The 22129-nt window shown below is 42.7% G+C and carries 19 protein-coding genes; 9 read left to right on the top strand and 10 right to left on the bottom strand.

Annotation, left to right across the window (positions count from 1 at the left end; translation table 11 throughout):
- Window positions 1-668: 668 nt before the first annotated feature.
- Together JT717_RS27920 and JT717_RS27915 are read right to left on the bottom strand one after the other, a co-directional pair.
- Complete coding sequence (locus JT717_RS27920) at window positions 669-1517, bottom strand: helix-turn-helix domain-containing protein (protein ID WP_205514647.1); 849 nt, start codon at window positions 1515-1517, stop codon at window positions 669-671.
- A gap of 421 nt (window positions 1518-1938) precedes the next feature.
- Complete coding sequence (locus JT717_RS27915) at window positions 1939-2334, bottom strand: nuclear transport factor 2 family protein (protein WP_205514646.1); 396 nt, start codon at window positions 2332-2334, stop codon at window positions 1939-1941.
- A 369-nt stretch (window positions 2335-2703) separates the two neighbouring features.
- Here JT717_RS27915 and JT717_RS27910 point away from each other — a divergent pair, with 369 nt between their 5' ends.
- From JT717_RS27910 to JT717_RS27895, 4 genes are all read left to right on the top strand, one after another.
- The gene (locus tag JT717_RS27910; protein WP_205514645.1) at window positions 2704-5001 is read left to right on the top strand and encodes a tetratricopeptide repeat-containing sensor histidine kinase; all 2298 of its coding nucleotides are present in this window, start codon (window positions 2704-2706) and stop codon (window positions 4999-5001) included.
- Window positions 4998-6995, top strand: coding sequence for a sigma 54-interacting transcriptional regulator (locus JT717_RS27905; protein WP_205514644.1), 1998 nt, complete (start codon window positions 4998-5000; stop codon window positions 6993-6995). Before JT717_RS27910 ends, JT717_RS27905 begins: the two co-directional genes overlap by 4 nt.
- 196 nt (window positions 6996-7191) lie before the next feature.
- Window positions 7192-8229: a sigma-54 interaction domain-containing protein gene (locus tag JT717_RS27900; RefSeq protein WP_205514643.1), complete on the top strand. Its 1038-nt coding sequence runs from the start codon at window positions 7192-7194 to the stop codon at window positions 8227-8229.
- Between the two features lie 261 nt (window positions 8230-8490).
- A complete protein-coding gene (locus tag JT717_RS27895; protein ID WP_205514642.1) occupies window positions 8491-9012 on the top strand; it encodes a DsbA family protein in 522 nt (173 codons plus the stop codon).
- A 226-nt stretch (window positions 9013-9238) separates the two neighbouring features.
- On the opposite strand, the gene JT717_RS27890 is transcribed toward JT717_RS27895, so the two are convergent.
- The 3 genes from JT717_RS27890 to JT717_RS27880 form a co-directional block, all read right to left on the bottom strand.
- Window positions 9239-10051, bottom strand: a complete 813-nt coding sequence (locus JT717_RS27890; RefSeq protein ID WP_205514641.1) for an SDR family oxidoreductase — start codon at window positions 10049-10051, stop codon at window positions 9239-9241.
- Window positions 10052-10085: 34 nt separating this feature from the next.
- Window positions 10086-10478: a GlcG/HbpS family heme-binding protein gene (locus tag JT717_RS27885; RefSeq protein WP_205514640.1), complete on the bottom strand. Its 393-nt coding sequence runs from the start codon at window positions 10476-10478 to the stop codon at window positions 10086-10088.
- 87 nt (window positions 10479-10565) lie between these two features.
- Window positions 10566-11204, bottom strand: coding sequence for a DUF2490 domain-containing protein (locus tag JT717_RS27880; protein WP_205514639.1), 639 nt, complete (start codon window positions 11202-11204; stop codon window positions 10566-10568).
- A 437-nt stretch (window positions 11205-11641) separates the two neighbouring features.
- Here JT717_RS27880 and JT717_RS27875 point away from each other — a divergent pair, with 437 nt between their 5' ends.
- Complete coding sequence (locus tag JT717_RS27875) at window positions 11642-11794, top strand: hypothetical protein (RefSeq protein ID WP_205514638.1); 153 nt, start codon at window positions 11642-11644, stop codon at window positions 11792-11794.
- Window positions 11795-11797: 3 nt separating this feature from the next.
- Window positions 11798-12835, top strand: a complete 1038-nt coding sequence (locus tag JT717_RS27870) for a ligand-binding sensor domain-containing protein (RefSeq protein ID WP_205514637.1) — start codon at window positions 11798-11800, stop codon at window positions 12833-12835.
- A gap of 733 nt (window positions 12836-13568) precedes the next feature.
- Here JT717_RS27870 and JT717_RS27865 read toward each other — a convergent pair.
- The 5 genes from JT717_RS27865 to JT717_RS27845 all read right to left on the bottom strand — a co-directional run bounded on the left by JT717_RS27865 (window position 13569) and on the right by JT717_RS27845 (window position 20676).
- Window positions 13569-13994, bottom strand: a complete 426-nt coding sequence (locus tag JT717_RS27865) for a hypothetical protein (protein WP_205514636.1) — start codon at window positions 13992-13994, stop codon at window positions 13569-13571.
- Window positions 13995-14389: 395 nt separating this feature from the next.
- Window positions 14390-15709 (bottom strand): RagB/SusD family nutrient uptake outer membrane protein, encoded by a 1320-nt coding sequence (locus JT717_RS27860; protein ID WP_205514635.1) that lies wholly within the window; start codon window positions 15707-15709, stop codon window positions 14390-14392.
- Between the two features lie 24 nt (window positions 15710-15733).
- Entirely contained in the window at window positions 15734-18688 is a 2955-nt protein-coding gene (locus JT717_RS27855) for a SusC/RagA family TonB-linked outer membrane protein (protein WP_205514634.1), read from the bottom strand.
- Window positions 18689-18989: 301 nt separating this feature from the next.
- Window positions 18990-19367, bottom strand: a complete 378-nt coding sequence (locus tag JT717_RS27850) for an ABC transporter permease (RefSeq protein WP_205514633.1) — start codon at window positions 19365-19367, stop codon at window positions 18990-18992.
- A 331-nt stretch (window positions 19368-19698) separates the two neighbouring features.
- Complete coding sequence (locus tag JT717_RS27845) at window positions 19699-20676, bottom strand: WG repeat-containing protein (RefSeq protein ID WP_205514632.1); 978 nt, start codon at window positions 20674-20676, stop codon at window positions 19699-19701.
- A gap of 265 nt (window positions 20677-20941) precedes the next feature.
- On the opposite strand from JT717_RS27845, the gene tnpA reads away from it, so the two are divergent.
- The 3 genes from tnpA to JT717_RS27830 form a co-directional block, all read left to right on the top strand.
- Window positions 20942-21247 carry an IS66 family insertion sequence element accessory protein TnpA gene (gene tnpA, locus JT717_RS27840; protein WP_205514631.1) on the top strand — a complete coding sequence of 102 codons (306 nt, stop codon included), beginning with the start codon at window positions 20942-20944 and terminating at the stop codon, window positions 21245-21247.
- Window positions 21244-21618, top strand: coding sequence for an IS66 family insertion sequence element accessory protein TnpB (gene tnpB / locus JT717_RS27835; protein ID WP_205514630.1), 375 nt, complete (start codon window positions 21244-21246; stop codon window positions 21616-21618). The genes tnpA and tnpB overlap by 4 nt, the downstream gene beginning before the upstream one ends.
- A gap of 56 nt (window positions 21619-21674) precedes the next feature.
- Window positions 21675-22129: IS66 family transposase (locus tag JT717_RS27830; RefSeq protein WP_305068088.1), on the top strand; the 455-nt coding region annotated here is incomplete at its 3' end.

The following is a 22129-nucleotide window of genomic DNA, read 5'->3' as shown; positions in this document are numbered from 1 at the left end:
AGTTGTTCTATGGCCTGTTGCTCAAACTCTTTAAAATTAAATCCCGACTTAGATTCTTGCTGTTCCATAATTTACTGTGTTTAAAGATATTAAATAATATCCTTGACACAGTTTATTGAACAGACTCTTATTGGCAACTGAATGCCTTGTTTTAAGAATAAGTGGATCAGTTATGCAAAACAATTGATCATAACCGGAAAAAGTAAAACTTACTGCCCGGGAAAACAGGTTTCGTACCAGGGAAAAACGATCATTGCATGAAAAAGGGGATCATCCCAACGGAAGAATCTGTTCATTTTCCGGAAAGGAGATGTATTCCTGGCTAAATAACAACGATCTCCTGGGAAAAAGGGATTATCGCCAAAAAAGATGAGTTATATCGAGGGAAGAAAGAAGTATCTCCGGAAAAAAATGGTTACACCCGAACGCTCACCTGGCCTTTCCAAAAATTACTTGACACTTTTTGGGGTAAATGTAGAATGGAGTTGTCAGCTTTTTTTGTTTTTCGGATGCAAGATTACAACATAATACTTTAATCCTGTTTTTAGGTATCTGCTTTTAGATGTAATTCGGGGCTATCTCGTTAACTGTCCATACCATAGTTTCACCCCAGGTTTATCGACATGCATGGGGCAATAAAAAAGACCGCAATTAAGCGATCCGGTTGGTTATGGAACAGCAACTGTTAATTGCAAATTTACCCGTAATGCCGATGGGGGATAACCAAACCGTGTTTTAAAAATGCGGGAAAAGTGGGCAATGCTTTCAAAGCCCATGTCATAACAAATATTGGTTACAGGCATATTCGTGCTTAACAACAACTCTTTGGCTTTGTCTAACCGCTTATGCCTGATATACCGCGAAGGCGGCATATTATATATGAATAGAAAATCCCGTCTGAAGCTCGACAAACTTCTTCCGGCCAGCCTGGCCAGTTGCTTTAAGGATACAACATTGGTGATGTTCTCCTCAACGATCCGGGCTATATCGGCATGATACCGTTCGTGAACTGCCAGTATTTGCTCAATCATTTTCGGGGAACTTCCAGAAATACAAAACAGCAATTCCAGCAGTTTGATCCTTACCAGACTTACCTTCATACATTTACCATCGTATAAATAAGCTTGCAGGGCTGCCATATAAGAGATCACAGTATCACTCCCATCGTCCACCACCATTTCGGCTGTTGGAACAGCACCTGATCTACTATGGCCCAGTTGGGCAAACTCCAATACCACCTGCATATCCAGCACGAACAAGAGAAAACGTATACAAATATTTTCCGCCCCTGTCTTACCGGTGCTATATCCTATGGAAACGTTTTTTCTTAAAAATACCATCTGGTGCTTCGTGGCGCGGGTGGCGGTTTCACCATGAAAAAATTCCAATTCACCTTCCAAAACAAAGACCAATACATTCTCTTTCAGCAAAAGACTGCCGGTTGCATGGTTGCCGATTACTAACTGGATGGCAGAAACGCCTTTTTCAATACATGCTTTGGTTATCGAAGTCTTCATGTTGCAGTAATTGGTTGAGGTATCCATGTTGCGTATTTTCTAACCATATTTTCAAAGCATGTGCCATTTAATATTCTGTTATACTTCAGCCACTTACTACTTTTTGCAGTGGCGATATACCGTTATTCAGCGAAGCAGTTGACGATTTGACGTGTTGAGGGGGTGTTGAGAAGTTGATAATTGTCATAGAGGTGATAAAGAAGTTGATGGGTTAGCGAGTTATTCAGTTATTGAAGTTATTAAACAACAAAGGGACCAACCTGTTTGGTCAGCCCCTTGTATTCTATGTGACCCGCCCTGATGATGATAACCCTCTCCTATGTAGTAAAACAATCTTAAACACATCCACACAACAAAATTGCATCAACGGCGGTGTTATCGCTTTATTAAAAAATTCAAAAATTGTCACTGTGCAATCCTGTTACCGGGTTAACGTGGCTTCCAGGTAGTTGCATAATTCCTGCGGATCACGATAATAAAAGATCACTGTCAGAATGTTATTATTCTCAAGTGTCCATATGTCTGCAAACGGCATCAGATCAGTAGTTGCACTTTGTGTTGTTATACAGATGTTGCCTACTACAATTATCCGGCTATCATGCTCAATAAAATGATCAATTACTTTTTTGATGCCGCTTCCCGGCCGATAAAAAACCGGAACCAGTTGCAAAATACCTTCCCTGCCCCGCCGGTTACCGCCCATACATGCAGCAGTGTGAACATAAACAGCCTCGTCCAGTGCAATTACCAGTTTTCCGATGTTACCCTGTTCCATAGATACATATAAGTCCCGGATAGTTTGTAAGGCTTGCGTCATAATTTGAAGCTGTGGTTTTGTCGGCACAATTCATCAACTACTATACCACCTTGTTTGCAGCATCATCAGGCCGTAAGAAATCCTGTATTTTCTTGTCCAGGCTTAACTTCACTGTTATTTAATGATAACGATATATCGCCACTGAGCTCCGAAAATTCCGGAGAACTCCAAAAATCTATGGAATTATCGTACTTTTAACACATACAACCTTACCTGAAATTTCTACCGTTACCCTTTTTACTTTACCCCGAAAAGTTTCTAACTATTTATGATACAAAAAATATAACCGGCTTACTTGTTATGGTTTTACTTTTCTGGTAAAGTTTGGATGATTATTTGTAAATAACAGCTGATTAAAACAACTGCATTGTGCGTACTTCCTTAATGTCCTTCTTTGTAGCCATCCTTGTTCATGCAACACTGCATGCACAAACAGTTCACCGCCATGCACTGGACGACCGGATAGATAGCCTTCAACAACGAATCCTTAAAGCGGATGCCGATACCGGCAAGGTGAGTATTTACCTGGAACTTATGAGTAACTATTTCGATCGATATACTATGCGAGGCGGTCATTCAGTGGATTCGATCGCTTTTTTTAAAACGGTAGCAGCCTGCCGTTCCCTGTCTAATGCACTTGCTTATGATTATGGCAAAGGAAGCTGTTTATTATATGAAGCATCGATGTATAATGTTCTTCGCGATCTGCCCATGCGCCAGGAAAAGTTGGAACAGGCATTTTCTCTCTTTATTGCTGCCAAAAATAAAAAAGGGTTGGCCAGAGCTTATATGACAAAGGCATTTTGTCTTAAGGCCGACCAGGTAGTTCTAAAAATAAGATTGTACGACACGGCCATGCAACTTGCCAGGGAATGCGGGGATATAAAGTCAGAAGCAAAAGCATTAAGATCCATGGCTGATCTGCATTATCGGCAAATGGAATATGAAGTAGCCCTGCAGCAATTATTGACAGTCTATGCGCTACAAAAGAAATCAGGGGATAATAAAATTCATATTACTACCGACCTGCTGGCTGCCATTTATCTTACTACAAGCAAACATAAAAAAGCATTGGAATTCGCCATCGCCTCAATAGATTACAGCCGTAAAACAGGGGATAGCCTCTTCATTGTAAACTATTATTTACGGTTGGGTGCCATTTACTTTGAAATGCACAACCCAGAAAAAGCCTATTATTATTTCAATAAGGCCTTGTCGGTGATGGTCCATTCAAAAAAAAATCGTGCGATGGCTGTTTCACTACTTGGTGGTATCGTCAATTGCCTTATAGAACAAAACAAAACAAAGGAAGCCTATGACTTTTTCTCCCGGGAATTAAAAAAATACCCGGCTGTTGATGCTTATTCCACACAACAAGTAAACATGAGTTATTTAAATCTGCAGTATAATTTAAAACAATATAAAGAAGCAGAGAAAACATTAATTAAAGCAATCAAGCCCGATACATCATACAGCTTTATGCTCTACGATAGAATGTATGTGTTTACAATAGGCGCCGGAGTCTATTTGCAACTAAAGCAATATGATAAAGCTGGCTGGTATGCCGATAGCGCTTATACGATGGCAAAGGAGGTGAATTCGAAGTCGAACCTCAAAGACATCACCTTCACATTATACAAACTGGAATTGGCAAAAGGAAACTATCCCGCCGCACTCGGATATTACGAGAATTACAAAAACTATTCAGATTCAATTCAACAGGAAATTTTTGACAAACGTACCATAGAATTGGGGGTAAAATACGAAACCGATCAAAAGAATAGCCAGCTCCAATTCCTCTCTATAGAAGCAACACTACACAAAAACGCCCTTAAGCAAGGTAAGGTGCTTCGCAACTTCATGATCGCCGCTTCCTTGTTATTGCTCCTGCTTTTGCTGTTGATCTTTAACCGCTACCGCGTAAAACAACGGGCCAATAAATTATTACAGGAAAAACAGGATGAGATCAATTTACAGAACCAGCAACTGGAAAAAATGGTGCATGAAGAAAAGAAGATAACTGCTGAAAAGGACAAGCTGCTACAGGAAAAAGAATGGCTCATGAAAGAGATCAACCACCGGGTAAAGAACAACCTGCAGGTGGTGATGAGCCTGCTGAATACGCAATCGGCCTATTTGAAAGATGAAGCGGCGCTGAACGCCATCCAGGAAAGCCAGCACCGCGTTCATGCCATTTCTTTAATTCACCGCAAATTGTACCAGAGCGACCGGCAACTAACCACGATCGATATGGCGGCCTATATTAAGGAAGTAACGGACTATCTGGCTGATAGCCTGGATCCGCAGAACCGCATCAGGTTCGGTTTGTTCATTGAGCCCATTCAACTGGATGTAGCCCAGGCCGTACCCACTGGCCTCATCATCAACGAAGCGGTGACAAACGCCGTCAAATACGCTTTTTCCGGCGGGCGCACGGCACAGATCAATATCAACATGTTTAAAAAAGCCAATGGCATGCTTGAACTGGCGATTCAGGACAATGGCACCGGATTACCGCCCGGTTTCAACTGGCGCCAAACCGATTCGCTCGGCATGAACCTCATGCAGGGATTATGCAAGCAACTCGACGGTGAATTTGACGTACTACAACAGGATGGACTTACTATAAAAATCAGTTTTGAACCGGCTAAAGTGTTGAACCAATGAACAGCAAATTATTAATTGTAGAAGACGAATTTATTGTTGCCAACGACCTTCGCATCATTTTAAAAAAAGCAGGTTTCCAGGTATGCGCCATTGCCGATTCATACAATAGCGCGGTGGAAGCCATTGAGCAATTCAATCCGGAACTGGTGCTGCTCGATATCTATTTAAAAGGAAATAAAACCGGCATCGATCTGGCACGGGTGCTCGCAGAAAAGAATATCGCCTTTGTATATCTTTCCGCCAATAATAACGAATCTGTATTGGAAGAAGCTAAAGCCACCCAGCCCTATGGCTTCCTGGTAAAACCATTCCGCGAAAAGGATGTATTGGTAGCCCTTGAGATCGCCCATTACCGGCATGCACATAGTATAGAGGCCAAAATGCGAAAAGAGCAAACCTTACAGGTGGAGCTCACCAACATTATGACCACCAGCCAGCTTAGCTGGGAAGAAAGATTGCAACAAATGGCGGCCAAATTGCAACAGGCCATTCCCTTCGACTATCTAATCCTGGGTATGAAAAATGTTAGTGACGGAAAATGTTGCGCCTGCAGCTTTTTTCGCACCGGATTTAACGAATACCAACGGATCCGCCTCACTGAACTGGCGAACGTTGCCAATATACAAGCGGAGCAACTGACTGAAGTTTTTAGACAAATGATCGCAACCAGTTCGGGATTGTATAATCTGCCTGAATTTGAATCCGTCTGTGAGCAGGCTGCCGCAAAACGTTTCCTGGCGCAAAAGTTCAATCTCGAAAGCAATCTCGATGTATCGCTGCCCATGACCGCCGACAGCTTTTTCCTTTTTTCTTTTTACAGCCGCCGGCCACAGATGTATGAAACGGAACACATCCATTTATTACAGCGGATGCAAACTGCTTTGCAGTTGACCATCGACCGGTTGATAGCCATTGATAAAATAGAAAGACTAACGGAACAGCTTGAACGGGAAAAAAATTATTTACAGGAAGAAGTAAAAACCACCTCCAACTTCGAGGAAATAATTGGTTCCAGTTACAAAATGCTGCACGTGTTTGACCTCGTTACGCAGGTGGCCCCGGTAGATACTTCTGTATTATTACTGGGAGAAAGCGGAACCGGAAAAGAACTCGTGGCCCGAGCCATTCATAACCTGTCGCCCCGTAAAGATAAATTACTTGTGAAAGTGAATTGCGCCGCCCTGCCCGCCAATTTAATTGAAAGTGAATTATTCGGCCACGAGAAAGGCGCCTTTACCGGAGCGCTCGACAGGCGCATCGGTAAGTTTGAACTGGCCCAGGGTGGAACCATCTTCCTGGATGAGATCGGCGAAATGCCGCCTGATCTGCAATCAAAATTATTGCGGGTATTACAGGAAAAAGAAATTGAACGCATTGGCGGCCGGCATACTATCAAAGTAGATGTCCGCATCATCGCCGCTACCAACCGCCATCTTGAAAAGGAAATTGCAGCAGGCAAATTCCGCCTCGATCTGTATTACCGGTTAAATGTTTTTCCCATTACCCTGCCGCCCCTGCGTGAGAGAAAAGAAGATATTCCGTTACTTGCCAGTTTCTTTGCCCAGAAATTTTCCAGAAAGACCGGCAAGCCCTTCCATGGCATTAAGCCCGAAGCGCTCGATGAAATGATGCAGTACAACTGGCCCGGCAATATTCGCGAAATGGAAAATATCGTTGAACAGGCTTTTGTATTGAACGACGGCAAAAGCCAACTGCAATGGGGACGTCCACTGGTGAATGTGACCGCTAATACCCCCACTCCTGCCGTTAATAATACAAGTCAGCCGCGTACGCTTCATGAAGTAAAAGAACAACAGCAGGCCGCAGAGCGGGAATATATCCTGTCGATACTACAACAAACCAATGGCCGTATCAGAGGCATAGGCGGGGCCGCGGAAAAACTAAATATGAAGCCCACCACACTTGAATCGAGAATGGAAAAACTGGGCATCAAAAAAACACATATCTCAAAGGGCAGTGACAATGAAAGCTGACACCAGGCCTCCGGAAATTTCGGAGGCTTTTTTAATTTTCCTCGTAGTTTTTCAGAGTTATTATAAATTGTAACACGGGAAAAAATGTAAAAACAACCATAAATCCTTCATTTAAAAGGGAGTATTGCTGTGAGAGAAATGCATGGAGTTTTGGCACATTAATGGAAAATATCCGTCTTGCTAAATTATTCAAGCCATGCAAAATGCACACATAAGATCTCCCCAACACCTGCCTGCACACGTTCGGTTTAACGAAAAAAACAAACCTGTTGCACAGAATTCCGCATCACTTCAGCATCATGAAATGATTGGCGAAAGCCTGGCGACAAAAAAGACACTGCAGCTGATAGCTAAAGTGGCCCCATCAACAAGCACCGTGCTTATACTGGGAGAAACAGGCACCGGCAAAGAACTGATAGCCCGCGCCATTCATAATAACTCGCCTCGACATGACAAACCAATGATCAGGGTCAACTGTGGTGCTTTACCGGCCAACCTGATCGAAAGCGAGTTGTTCGGACACGAAAAGGGCAGTTTTACCGGTGCTCATGACCGTCGTATAGGGAAATTTGAACTGGCGCACCAGGGAACTATTTTCCTCGATGAGATCGGCGAAATGCCTTTGGAACTACAGGTAAAACTATTGCGTGTACTACAGGAGAAAGAACTGGAACGGATCGGCGGCAATACAAGTATTAAAGTGGATGTGCGCATTATCGCCGCCACCAACCGGGTACTGGAAGATGAGGTTGAAGCTGGTAATTTCCGCCCGGATCTGTATTACCGGTTGAATGTATTCCCTATTCAAATAGAGCCCCTGCGTAACCGGGTCGAAGATATCCCATTGCTGGCCTGGCATTTCATTCAACAATATGCAAAAAGGAACGGCCGGTTTATTCGCGCTATCAACGAAGAGGCCATGGAAATGTTAACCAATTATAACTGGCCGGGAAACATCCGCCAGCTGGAACACGTAATTGAGCTAAGCGTATTGCTGACGGAAGGAGATATCATTACTCATATTCATATACCTTCCACTACCGGCCTGCATACCTCCCAAAAGATCCTGCTGAAAACAATAGCCGAAAACGAACGTGAACACATCCTTCGCGTCCTAAAATATTGTCAGGGCCGCATCGCAGGGAACGGTGGCGCCGCCTCCATCCTGGGCGTACCTCCTACTACCCTCCACTCAAAGCTCAAACGCCTTGGTATCACCCGAATCCACTTCTAATATTTAATACAAGAACCATGAGTACATGTAAACCTGCATTCAATTGTGGGCACAACCATTCTTTTGGTGAGCAAACCACCAATACAGGATCATTGCAATGCGACGACTTTCAATGCCGGAACTGCGTTGAAGCCTATCAACTTTTAAGACTCCTGCATGAGATAAGCCAACTGGAAAACCTGCTCCCAGTCTCTGAAGGCCACCCTTCTGCTCTCCGTTAACATACACTATTATTATTGTTCTTAAATCAAAGACCAAAATATGCTTAAGCCTTTCTTTAATATTAACCATGACCATTTCTCTGGTGCAACAACAGCCAAAATAGAATTAGTACAGTTTGGCGATTTCCAGAGCCGGAACTGCTTTGAAGCCTACCACATTATTAAGTTTTTACAATTTAAGATGGGTAATAACCTGAAGTTTGTATTCAGGCATTTCCCGCGAATCACCCGCCATCCCTTATCTATGGAAACAGCTATTGCTGCGGAAGCGGCAGCCAGGCAAAACAAGTTCTGGCATATGCATGATCTGCTCTTTGCGAATTACGGGAACATAACAAGGCAGGCATTGACGCAGTTTGCAAAGGAAATAGAAATAGACCCGCTGTTATATGAATTGCACAGAGAAGATAAAAAAGTGTTCCGGAAAATAATAAGCGATTTTGAAAGCGGGATAAAAAGCGGTGTTACAGATTGCCCTACATTCTTTATAAACGGACTGCGGTACAATGGCCCCATTGAAGTAGGCCAATTATATAAGACTTGCCGGCTGCTATGTACATAAAAAACGTCCCGGTAGAAACCGGGACGGGGGTTGTTAAAACTGAACCTCTCCAACTACTGATATTGTGAATGCTTAAGGCTTAACGTCTTTGGTAATTGCATGGCCGTCCCGTTAAGCAATTACCATATCACCTTCAGCGTATAGTTCATTCAGTGCGGGAATGATCTTTTGTTATTTTTCCTTTAGCCGCCGTGAATCATATTGACTGTTATAACGATTACATTAACTAAATAGTCACATCCCAGGCCTTTTGCTGATGTTCTTTCAACATATCTTCTACAAACTTAGGTACCACATTCCTGAACTTACCTTTGTCAGCAGGCACTATTTTGATCATGGCCTCGATCATTTCATTAGGGTCTAACCGACCCTGCGGTGTTCCGAGTAATGAGTCGAAAGTCGCCCGCATCTCGGCACGCTTGGTAAAGTTTTTATTATCGTCGAGCCAGCGGAAAGGATTATCTGCCATGGTTTCGTTATAACCGGTAAGGTAAGCGCCCGGATTGATCGTTTGCACCTGGATATTGTATCTCTTCAGCTCCGACGCCATGGCTTCAGCAACAGCTTCCAGGGCGTGTTTGGTTGATACATAAATACCGAAACCATCGGGGGTAAATAAACCACCCATAGAGGATGTGAACACCACCTTGCCTTTTCGTTTTTCTTTGATCCATTTTGCCACAAATTGCTGTGCCAGGTGAAGCGGCGCAAAAACGTTGGTTTCAAAGTTTCTGCGTACCAGGTCAACAGGAATTTCAAAAACAGGCCCAGCTTCGCCAATGCCTGCATTGCTGAACAGGATGTCGATGTCCCAGGTAAGCGCGTAATTCACATCGTAAGTATCCAGGATATCCAGTTTCTCTACCCGAAGGTTTGCTTCCAACCCTAATTCTTCCACTTTCTTACGCAATGCAGTAACCTGCGGTGAAATTTGGACACCGGCAATAACCTGGTGTCCTAACTTAGCCAATCCAATAGCGGTGCCTTCGCCAAAACCGGAACCTGCACCCGTGATGAGAATTCTTTTTTTGTCTGCCATAATTGAAGATTTAATAATGAACAAAATGTATGATTTAAAGATTACTGCCTGCTGTTGCTATCTGTGCATCCTGGGAAGGAGCGCCGCCCGATACACCTATATAGCCAATGATCACGTTATTTTTCAGGATAGGCCGGGCGCCTGGAAAACCTACGAGACCGCCATTGGTATTCTCTAAACCATAAGCTGCTGCTTCAGGCTTCAGAAACTCTCCTACCGCTTCTGAACTCATTCTGAACAGCATCGCTGTTTTGGCTTTTTGTAATGAGATATCGATAGAACCCAGGAAGGCATCATCCATCCGCAGAAAAAGTTTCAGATAACCTGCCGTATCGAGCACTGCAATATTGGCTGCCACATTGATATCGCCTGCTTTTGCCTGTGCCTGTTGTATGGCCTGCGTGGCCTCTTGAAAAGTAATATGCATTGGTTGTTGTTTTTATTATGGTGTAAAGTTGACAATCCACGACTGCTTTGCTTTTCCTGGAAATGCCAATTGTTTTGATCATTTCGTTCAACTTTTAGCGAGTTGAACCACTGCCATAATAAAAAGCAAATTCGTTGCACCATTATACCGGTCCTGCTCACGCAACCAGCTTATATCAAACAGAAACCAGCCGTTCAATTTGCAACTGATACCGGCAGCCAGCCGGTTCCTGGTAAATCGGCCATCGTTAAATGAAAAACTCACCTCATCAAACAGGTAGGGTTTGATAAGCATAAAACGTGTTTGTAAAGGCCGGGTAAAACGTAATCTGTTACGGTAAAAATGAAGGTCTTTTTCCTTACGCCGGAAACGGTTCCAGATCATGTTCCTGTCATCGATGGTCAGCTTGTTGATGGAAAAATGAATGATCGCCGAGTTCATTAGCGTGTGGTCGTGCAAATGGCCTTCATTGAACCGGTCGATATTCAGATACAGGTAAGCAGGATTGAGCGTAAGATGTTTGCCCGTTTTTATAAATACTTGTAACCAGGCAGCATGCATGTTCTGTTCAGGATTAAGACCATACTGCCCCCACCACTCAAGTTTGGAATTAGCTTTATAAGAGATGCCGGGAAAATACCAGGGAATTACCGACCCTTCAGCGTGTTGCGAAATGGACTTTACAGAGAATAGCAGAATAAACAAGAATAACAAAAAAGATGGCATGTAGCTTTTGTAGCAAAAATATCCATTACAGCTAACGCCATCTTTACCAGGAAATTCAAATTACTTTACCGGCAGGTTCAGCTTACCAGTTGCTCGGTATGCACATGTTTACCCATTGTATGTCTATTGTTGCCCCTCTATGAAATGGAAGGGGTGTTATGGCGCTAAATGTACTCATAGATAGCGGTAAGGGTCGTCTTGTATGATGCGTTTTAATTCAAGCAATCTCAAGCGCTCGGGAGAGACACGAGATGCGTGGCGAACTTCGGAACTGAATTGTCGTTGCTCAGTTCATGCAATTTGGAAATAAAGCAACGAGTTTCTATGATCCAGGGTACTTTTACAATAATTTACAAAATTTACATTAAAATTTATAATCCTGCCCCTTAAAGCTGAATGGATCAAAGTAGCTTCGCTGTATCAAACTTAAATAAGATATGAAAAATAAGATCATGCTGGCAGAACTTATTCACTCTCCTGCACAGGCCCAGCAGAAACATGGCGCTCACGATGTCGTTTGCCAGCTTGATGTCAAAAAAGTAATGCAGCAGATAAGCCTGGCAGTGTTTCTATTCCCGATTAATAAATAAATTATGAAATACGTACTCATCTATACTTTGTTCTTAATGTCTGTTCTTCACACTTCCTGTGGACAAAACCAAACAGAAGTAAAAAAGAATATTATCAGGTCCAAAACCAAAGATACAGTCACTTCTCACGAGCCCCACCTAATGGTTCGTAAGATATACGTGCCTCACCTAATGGTTCGTAATATAAAGCAAGATAGAAACGGTAACATTTTGATTGCTGGCTCGAACTCCTCAGTATTGGGTGATGTTTTTCGATACGATGGAAAATCTTTCACTAATCTCACAAGTAAACTAGCTTCGCACCGATTTTGGGATGTTCTGGAAGATCGACGCGGAAATCTTTGGTTCGCTTCTTTAGACTCAGGGGTATATTATTACAATGGGAAAGCCTTTCAACATTTTACAAACAGGGAGGGACTTGCCAATAATCGGGTTATGTGTATCTATGAAGATAAAGCCGGTAATATTTGGTTCGGCACCGGGGGTGGAATAAGCCGTTATGATGGGAAGTCATTTCGAAACTTTACAACGAAAGAGGGACTTTCCAATGATGACCTTACGACTATCATGGAAGACAAAACTGGGAAATTTTGGTTTGGCACAAGGGGCGAGGCTTGTTTTTATGATGGAAAAACATTTACCGTTCTAAAAAACAAAGATGGCAAAGCGTTTAAGAACGTTTGGTCAATAATCGAAGATAAAAAAGGAAGCATTTGGTTCGGTGACGTTGAAGGTCTTTGGCGCTATGACGGTAGAACCTTTACTAAGGTGTCGAAGAGGGGGGCTTATGCTATCATCGAAGATAAAAAAGGAAACATCTGGACTACTGGTGAAGTAAATCCGGGTCGGGGTGTCTGGGCACTTTCCCGTTATGATCAAAAGTCCTTGTACAACAAAAAACCTTCTGTAACCGAAATTATCTCAGAACCACCAGCTCTTCTTGGGCTTTTGGAAGCTAGCGATGGAAGTATTTGGTTTGGAGGTATGGGATCTTTTATGGGAGTGTATCGTTATGATGGAAAGACCAATACGGACTTTTAAAATAAAGAAGGACAGAAATAATGTGTTAAGGATATTTTCCTTTTTGTCGATAAAGCTACCATCCGCCAGTCTCAATACCTGTGTTTTATCCACGGAACCACATTTAAATGCCAATTATAAAAAAATATGAAGCTTCATCATACATGGTGAACGCATTTAAGTCTAGTGCTGCAAGACGATAAAAAACCGCTGACACAAGCAACCGGAAACACAATAAACGATTTTATAATATAATATTACAATTGTCATTCATTTGAAAATATAGTTTTTAAAATCAACATGATAAACATAACAACGAATAGATAAATTACCCATTTATGGATTTTGTTACATTTTGTTTTCTTAATATAAAACTCAGATGCAACCTCCTTGTCATAGGGCATAAAATAAACCCAGGTTGAAGATGGATTGCCTGCTAATTTGTATCCGTTACTAATATCCAATTGTATGTGCAGGATTACCTTTATTGCCAATGCAACAAAGAAAACATACGCACTAATGGAAAACAAAACATTCATTTATTACTTTTTCGTATTTGATTTGTATGTTTCGGTTTTTAACGGAAAGTCAACCCTGCCGTCGTATACTTGTCACCTGTTTTCATGCGTGAAAACGAACCATTAACTGCGAAGAAACACAAAGAAAGTAAAAACAACCATATCAACAGATTTTTTAATAATTTGCTCAACGGCTGCTTTATCATTTTGGCTCCGACTTTTTTATTTAATGTCGATTATTTGATTCTTGGTTTAAACCAGATGGTATCGCTCAAAAAATTTCCATTTTCGAGATCATCCAATCCGCCTTTAAAAACATAATAGTGTTTCGAAACCTTCTCTATCTGCACTACACTGACATGTGCATTGTAAAAAGCCTTTTCGTCATCAGAGATTGGTCCGCTTTTCCGGATAAATTTTAAACTAAACTGGCAATCATTCTTCCACTTAAGTTGCCAAAAAGTTGTATCCTTCGTTTTAAGATCTATTTCTCGCTGAAGGCCTTTGTCACGAATAATAACAAATTCTTCGTTTGTTTTTGGCGGGTAAAAATAGAAAGTTCCATATTTTGCCTTCTTACAGTCATTAACTCTAGCTGGTTGACCGCACACAAATAAGGGACAGACAAGTGCAATGAAAAAATTAGCATTCTTTTTATCCATAGTATAGTTTATTGTTCAGTTAAATAAATGCTCCCTATCGGGAGCACTTATTTTGTTTTGCAGAGAGAGAAGGGATGTGAACCTACCCTGCTCCTTATTGTTAGTCAGTTAGTTGAGTGCTGCAAAATGGGTGACTGGTGATTTTTGACACTGTAAGAACTGATATAATTCAGTAAAGATAAATAGTTCTGTTTTAACTTTTAATGCGGATTAGCCTTCTGAAATTACAGAAGTAAATTTCCATTGTACACTGTTAGCGTCTACTAAGAAAGAAACCGTTTTAAACAAATTAACATAGCCACTTTTATCCGCTTACTAGTTACAGCCGGTAATGTTAAACAACGTAAACCCGGTATGGAACGCAAAAAAGAAATAATCAGGAAATTGATACCACATTACGATTCTGTTGCCGGACGCGGAAACTGTACCCATACATCATCCCCGGGCCTGTCGATAGGCAGCTCATTTAAACGGTTATAACGGCGCATGTCAACCCAGCGATGGCCTTCGCCAAAGAGGGAATACCGCCGTTGCTTTAATATTTCCGTGATAAGACTGTTTACGTCTGTTGCGCCTGTATAATTTCCCAACGAAGCCGCATTGCGAATTCTGTTGATGGCAGAAACAGCATTGCTGCTATTGTTTAACTGCGCCTGTACTTCAGCATATAGCAGTATCAACTCTTCGTTTCGAATGATAGGCATGCGCGTAACATTGGTTGGGTATACAAAAAAATCGTAGTCGCTCGTCAGTCCATCCTGCGAGGCCGTGCTGGTGCGTTTCGGGGCCTTGCTCAATCTGGTATCACCGGCTTCCGCATTGGTAATAAATGTTGGCTGCACAACACGGGCCTCTGCCGGTGGCGAATTCTGCGGGAAGAACACGGGGTTCAACAGATCGCCGCCTGCTGTTGAAAAAACATAGTAAGCACCATCGGTAAGGCTTCCATTCAAATCGAAGAAGGATTCGGTGAGGGCAATATTCGCCAGGTTCCAGTCCCTTCGGTAAACAGCTACCCTGGCTGCCAGTGCCCGGTTGAATTTTGCGAACTCACTTGCTTTTTTATTATACAGTGTGGTTGTAAATGGGAGGTCGGCGGTATTGCCTTTGAGATCTGCGCTGGCTTCATTCAAAAGAGCTTGAATAGCATTCAACGATTCGTCTTTTGAAAGAAACGGGCCCAGCCTGTCGGGATCTGCCACATCTACCCGGATGCCATTTTCATATTGCTGATTGAACACCATCAGCAGTTCATGCGCCATTACGGTTTTGGCGTAAGCAATAGCGGCCCTTCGCTGATCCTCTGTTATAGTAGCCCTGGTATTTTGCAAAGCGGTAATAAGAATGTTCGCATTCTTTACCACCCGGTATCTTGCATTGAATGGATTGGTTGTATAAAAAGTATTGTTATCGAGTGTTGCATTTGCTTTGCCCAGCAGGTCGGAAGTTAACCGGGGATCAGAAGTGGAAAAACGATAGTACTCTCTGCCGATCACACTTATTGCGTCATAATAATTGTTCAGATTATTTCTCATGCCACCTTCGATGCCCGTAACAAGGTTCTGTAATTCTCCTAACGAAGCATTTTGAGAGATACTGCTGGTGCTGGGATTATTAGGATCGGCAATGGGATCAACCGTGCATGATGACCAACCCAGCGTTATCAATAACAGGAGGAGGGAAATAATCCGGTATATTTTGTTTTGATATTTCATAACCGAACTTTTTGCGTTGACTGATTAAAACGTAACCGATAAATTAAAATAAAAGCTCTTGGCCGATGGGAACGGTGTTACTTCCACATTGCTGGAGATAGCATCTATTCCGAAGTTGGATACCTCAGGATCGTAGCTCGGATAATCGAACACATTGATCAGGTTCCTTCCTGAAAAACCAATTTTTACCCGGGCAACATCCCTGAACCACGCACCGGGCAATGTATAGTTTAGCCCTATTTCGCGAACCCTGAAATAAGAGGCATCCTGTATCCAGGGGCGTGCGGTAGCACCTAGAATTGACAACCGGTATTCTCCATTCGTCATTTCTCCTTTCGGGTCCAGGCTTTTATCGTCATAATCGTACGATGTGGCAAAAATGTCGCTCAGCAAAGTCGTGAGGTTTATATTATCGCCGCCTTTTTTCCAGTGCATCAGAACAGATAGTTCGAAGTTTCTCCAGGTAACATTGTTGTAGAAAGAAAGATTGAAATCCGGTTCTGCATTGCCAAATACGGCCAGCTTTGAAACCGGGTCAACTTTATCAATGGCAGAGTCGCCAATACCTACGAGCTGGGTAGGCGATTTGCCCAGTTCAATGCGATAAGTTCCCAATGTGGCGCCAAAAGCGCCAACGTTAAAGGCAGGCACATCGAGCCTGGTTACTTTTGCTTTGTTCTTCCACCAGTTTGCCTGCATGTTCCATCGCCAGTCTTTATTGGCCACCGGGACCGCTGTCAATGCAATTTCAACGCCTTTATTTTGAATTTCAGCTACATTTCTCCATGCGTTCGAGAAACCTGATGAACCGGATGTTATCACTTTTAATATCAGGTCTTCCACATCTTTCTTATACCAGGTGAATGCCAGGCCAACACGCTCATTAAGAATGCCCGCATCAAATCCAAGTTCCAGTTCTTTTTGTTGTTCCGGTTCCAGGTTTTCTGCGCCCCTGGTCAGGTCTACAATAGAGCCTGTAGTACCACCAAAGTTGAGCGGCACCAGTGACGTGTAAATAGCGCCGAATGGTGCAAAGTTTCCCGATTCGCCATATGCACCCCGAAGTTTCAACTGACTGAAAGTTTTCAATGAGGTGAATGGAAGGATATTGATGGCTAATGAAGCCTTGGGATAATAATATAATTTATCTGCATCGCCGTTGCGGCTCGATTTGTCGCCCCGTAAACCAAGCGTGGCTATCAGTTTATCCTGGAAATTAAATTCTTCCTGTACGAAAAAGCCTTTGTCTCTTGAAATATTTTTGGTCTGCTCTGCCTGTAAGGCGCCGGCCTGGTCGATATTGGTTTGCGTACCTATCAATTGGGTGGCGGTGTTCACAGCCGTATTGATATCTACTTTAAACGTATTGATACCCGCCTGCGTGGTAAATGAAATGTTGTCGGCCGGTTTGAAATCATATACCACCAGTGCCGAAATATTTGAATTACGGGCAACGGTGGTTCCATAGATCAGGGCGCCATTGGTGCCATTGCCGTCTTTTTGGAATTGCAGTATGGCCGGGAATATGGCGTTTGTATTTAACGTGTAATTGTCGAGGCCGCCCAACGCTACCAGTCTGAGATCGTGTATGTTTGTATTTACCAGTTTTAAAGTAGCCCTTCCGCCGAGTAGTATGCGATTTACCTGTTCATTATTTGTGATGAGGTCGCGGGTTTGAATAAAATTGGAAGGCGCTAACGGGTTATTCGGATAGTTGCCATTCGCATCGGGATATAAATTCACCCAGGAAGGAGTGGAGACAAATGATACCCCTAGTGTTGTACTCGTGTTATCGTTGTTGAAAAAGCCACGGTCCGCGCTTGATTCAACATAGTTCGAGTTCAGGGATAAGTCGAGGAATTTAGTGATCTTTTGATCCAGGTTCAAACGGAACGATGTTTTGCGATAGCCCGTATTTTTCACTATGCCTTCGTCATCCCGGTAGGACATACCGGCGTAATAGGAAGTGTTTTCATTGCCGCCGCTCACGCTAACCCGGGTATTGCTCAAAAATCCTTTGTTGCCGTATAATTCATCTTCGTAGTCATAGATCTGTCCGCCATTTGCGTTATAGACGGTAATGCCGCTGGCGCCATAAGCAGCCCGCACCTTGGCGGTATCCCAGGTACGTTGCCCGAGCTTGTTCAATTGCATTTGCCAGCCAACCCATTGGCCCAGTTCAATTTTGGGCTTGCCGGTTTTTCCTTTCTTGGTGGTAATGATCACTACACCGGCAGCAGCTCTTGCCCCGTAAATGGCAGCCGTAGAAGCGCCTTTCAGAATTTCGATACGTTCAATGTCTTCCGGATCGAGGTCGGCCACCCGGTTCGAAGGATTGTCCTGGAAATTGGTGCTTCCCTGTCCGGCCGCTTTTGAAACAAAGTTCAGTCCGCCCTGAATGGACGAGTTATCGTAGTAAACGCCATCCACTATGAAAAGCGGTTGCGAATTGCCCACCAGGGAAGTTATGCCGCGGAGTTTGATTGAAATACCGCCACCCGGGGCGCCGGAGTTGGAAATAATATTGGCGCCGGTGAACTTTCCATAAAGGGCGGCATCAACTGTCGGCTGCGAGGTGGTGCCTGCCAGCTGTTTTGCCGAAACAACGCCTACTGCGTGCGCCAGGTTGCCCCGCTTTATAGAAGAAGCCAGTCCGGTAATAACTACTTCTTCGAGGTGGCCCACATCTTCCTGCATCTTTATCACCAGATTGGCCATGTCGCTGCTGGCAGTTATGGTTTGGGATTTAAAACCGATAAAGGATACCTCCAGTGTTCCGCCTTTTCCGGCGAGCGTCATACTGAATTTACCATCTGCATCGGTAGTAGTGCCCAGGTTTGCGTTTTTGAGCCTTACAGAAGCTCCCTGTATCGGGTTATTCTCCAAATCAACAACGGTGCCTGACACGCTTACCTGGGTAAAAGCCCATGCAGGCGCAAGCAGGCATAATAAGAACAGCAATCGTTTTAAGTTTTGCATGCTGGTAATTTTGAAGTGAACAAAAAGAGGAAAAGGCGCTTTCGTTACTTCGTTAGAGGGAGGATTGAACAAGTGCGGAATTCAATACTGTATGGCAATCTGGCCTTGCTAAAAATAGTTACGCAGCTAAAAATGGATGGTGTCTATAAATTGAGACAATGTGGCAGGTTCAATTGCTGCATATTAGTTAAAAAGAGGCCGCATAAATGGCTAATTAGGAGGTTGTTCAGGGCGCCGGGCATGCCTGTAAAGCGACCTGATCCTGATCTTTGTGGGAGCTGCCAGCAACATTCCCGTGCAATTAGGGTGGAAATGTTATACAGTTCTTCCAAAGGGGCAAACGTTCATTGATTTTTCTGTGATCAATAAATTGTTGCTTTTTCAATGGCCGGGGTGGGCGGAGCGCGATCTTCTGACGGTTTAATAGTGGGTGATAAACGGTATATTTAGGATTTTGCTGACCGGGTCTTCTGAAAAACGTAATAGACTCTGCCGGATCAAAAGGCGATGTCATTAGTGCATCTTTCATTATACCTGCAATGCGCAGCTCCTTACCCTGGAAGTTGATCAATTTGTTCAGCGGTTCTTTGATACGCATGCAATTGATCGCTGCTTCATTAGATATAACGCTGGTAGTATCGGCGCTTCCATTGAAATCCCTTCCCGATATTAATGACATGCCCATTGTTTTAAAATAATCGTCTCCTGTAACTATCCGCCTATATTAACGGTTTCATTTGCAACTTTACCCGGCCATTGTTCCACATCGGAATGCCAAAAAACATTTGTAGCCGAGAGGGAAGTGAACCTACCCTACTCCTTATTGTTAGTCAGTTATTTGAGTGCTGCAAAATGGATGACTCAATGGATGACGCTGGGATTTATTTCCTTTGTAAGAACTAGTATGATTTGGTAAAGGTAAATAAAATTGTTTGAGAAGCAACTTCACATTGGTTGTTAGAACCATTGCAATCCCAGCCGGTTTGAAATTTAAGCACCGTTTATCTTCGCTACCGAAATCCACTATCTTTATTAATTTCAAATTCTGGTTTAATGACAAACTTTCCTTTCTTGTTCACAAACCCTGATTTACCGTTTAATTCAACGTACGCCAAGCCGTTTTCAAATTGACTTGCATAATCAAAAGTTGGCTCAATGACAATTCTCCCTTTTTTATCAACGTATCCCCATTTCCCATTCAATTTAAAATTGGCAAATCCTTCATTATAATGCCGTATTTCATCAAACTTTGGTTCAACAATTAGTTTACCTATGTCATTATAAGCACCCCATTTTCCTTTTAGCTGCACTATATACATATGGTCAGATAAATTTCCAGTCACATCATAAATTGGCGGAACTATAGTGTCTCCTCTACTATTAATTCGGCCTTGACCAGTCTGAGTTCTAAAACTTCCAGGATAAGTGTTTAACGCCCATAGCCGTTTATCTTTATACCGTTCTTTATCGTATGCAAAAACACTCCCCTTCTTATCAATTATAAGAGTTTGTCCGTCAAATGTCTCAACGCTGGCTATGTCTGAAAGAAAAGGGTAGCAGGTCTTGTAAATAAGAGGAATAACGACCTTGCCCGATTTGCCTATGAAACCACAACTATCGTTTACAGTTACATGAGATAATCCGTTTGAAAATCCAAGAAAAACATCATCGTAGATAAATGGAATAACGGTATCGCCTTTAATATTTATGAATCCAAATTTATTTCCGTTGCTAACACTAGCAAGTCCTTCGTAAAAAACCATCGCGTTTTTATACTTCGGTTCTATTAAAATATTTCCCTGATTGTCAACAAAGCCAAATAAACTGTCCTTTTCAACTAATATTTGCCTGCTTTTATCGCTCTGTAACATCCAATCCCATTCCGGTTTAATAATAATGTTTCCCTTTTTGTCAATGCAACCAAATTTGCCATTTTGTTTGACAATTGCGAGTTGAGTTGTCTTGCAAGCTGTGAAAGTTAAAGTCATTATAATTACCAGGAAGTTTCGCATCAATGGCAGGTAAGGATATTTATTTCCGCTATTATACGCCCTTTTTAGCACAAAACAATATTTAAAGGTTATCAATAGCTATTTACCCCCAAAAAAAACGGTCACAAAGTAGACCTTCAGGTCATTTGGACCGGACGGGATATGTGCGGCCGTTATATCTTCGGCAAAATGTATCCCTCCGGCCAAGTACATCTTTTTAAAGAGTTAGCCGAATGTTAGCTTAGTTCTTTAAAACCAGGATATGGAATCAAATAGTATCACCAAGAAGGCCAAGGTTTTTAGAAGTAAGCAGGAAATTAAGCGGTTATTAATGGAGCATGCTCAAAGTGGCCTAAGTGTAAAATCGTTCTGTGCAGGTCTACATATAGATGATGGCACATTCTATCATTGGAAGAAGAAATACTCAAAAGATACTGGAGCAGCTGGAAAGACAGGTTTTGCGCCTGTTGAAATTGTTCCATCCGCTTGTACATTGTTTGCCGAAGTGGGTAGCATAAAGATATACCAGCCAGTGAGTGCTGCTTATCTTAAAGAGTTGTTAGCATGAGCAGTTTGATTTTACTTGGTGATCACAGGTCCTACCATCTATATCGCAAAGAAACCGATATGCGTAAAGGGTTTAACCAGCTGTGCGGGATAATAACTAATGAATTGGGACGACTGGTAACAAAAGGCGATGCCTTTATATTTATCAATAAACCGCGGACTCATCTCAAGATGCTGGTATATGAGCAGGGCGGGTTCACCATTTTCTACCGGCGCCTGGAAAAAGGAGCTTTTGAAGTGCCTGCTTTTGACCTGGATGCCAGGAGCATGCAACTAACCTCCAACCAGCTACATTTTATACTGCAGGGTATCTCTTTAAAAGAGATCAAATACCGCAAAAGATATCAACATAAAAAAGCAAATAGTGAATAACTATTGTTGTATAGCCCTTCTGTAAAGCCGAACTTAGGCTTATCTGCAAGCAGGCTATGCAAAGCACTTCATCTCCAGATTATAAAACGCTGTATGAACAATCGCAACTAAGAATAGTTGCGCTAGAGCAGCAATTACACCAGTTGCAGAAAATGATCTTTGGTTCGCGTCATGAGCGCTTTATACCTACAGACAAAAACAACCCGCAATTATCACTGGATATATCAGCCGACGCTGTTGCTAGTGGAACCATCACATCTACCCAAAAGATCAGCTATACACGTAATACAGTTGCAATAGAGAATAAACCGGTGCAGCATCCAGGCAGAATGAAACTACCGGAATCGTTGCGCAGGGAGGAAATTGTTATTGAACCACAGGTTAATATTACCGGCTGTAAAAAAATGGGTGAAGAGATCACCGAAATCTTGGAATATCAGCCTGGAGAGCTATATGTGAAGCAATACAAACGAATTAAATACGCAAAACCGGATAATGCCGGTGTAATCAT

Source organism: Longitalea arenae (genome assembly GCF_016924755.1).
In the GTDB taxonomy this organism is placed as follows: Bacteria; Bacteroidota; Bacteroidia; order Chitinophagales; family Chitinophagaceae; genus Niastella; species Niastella arenae.
The sequence above is the reverse complement of the archived record's forward strand: the minus strand, read 5'-3'. Positions and strand labels throughout refer to the sequence as shown.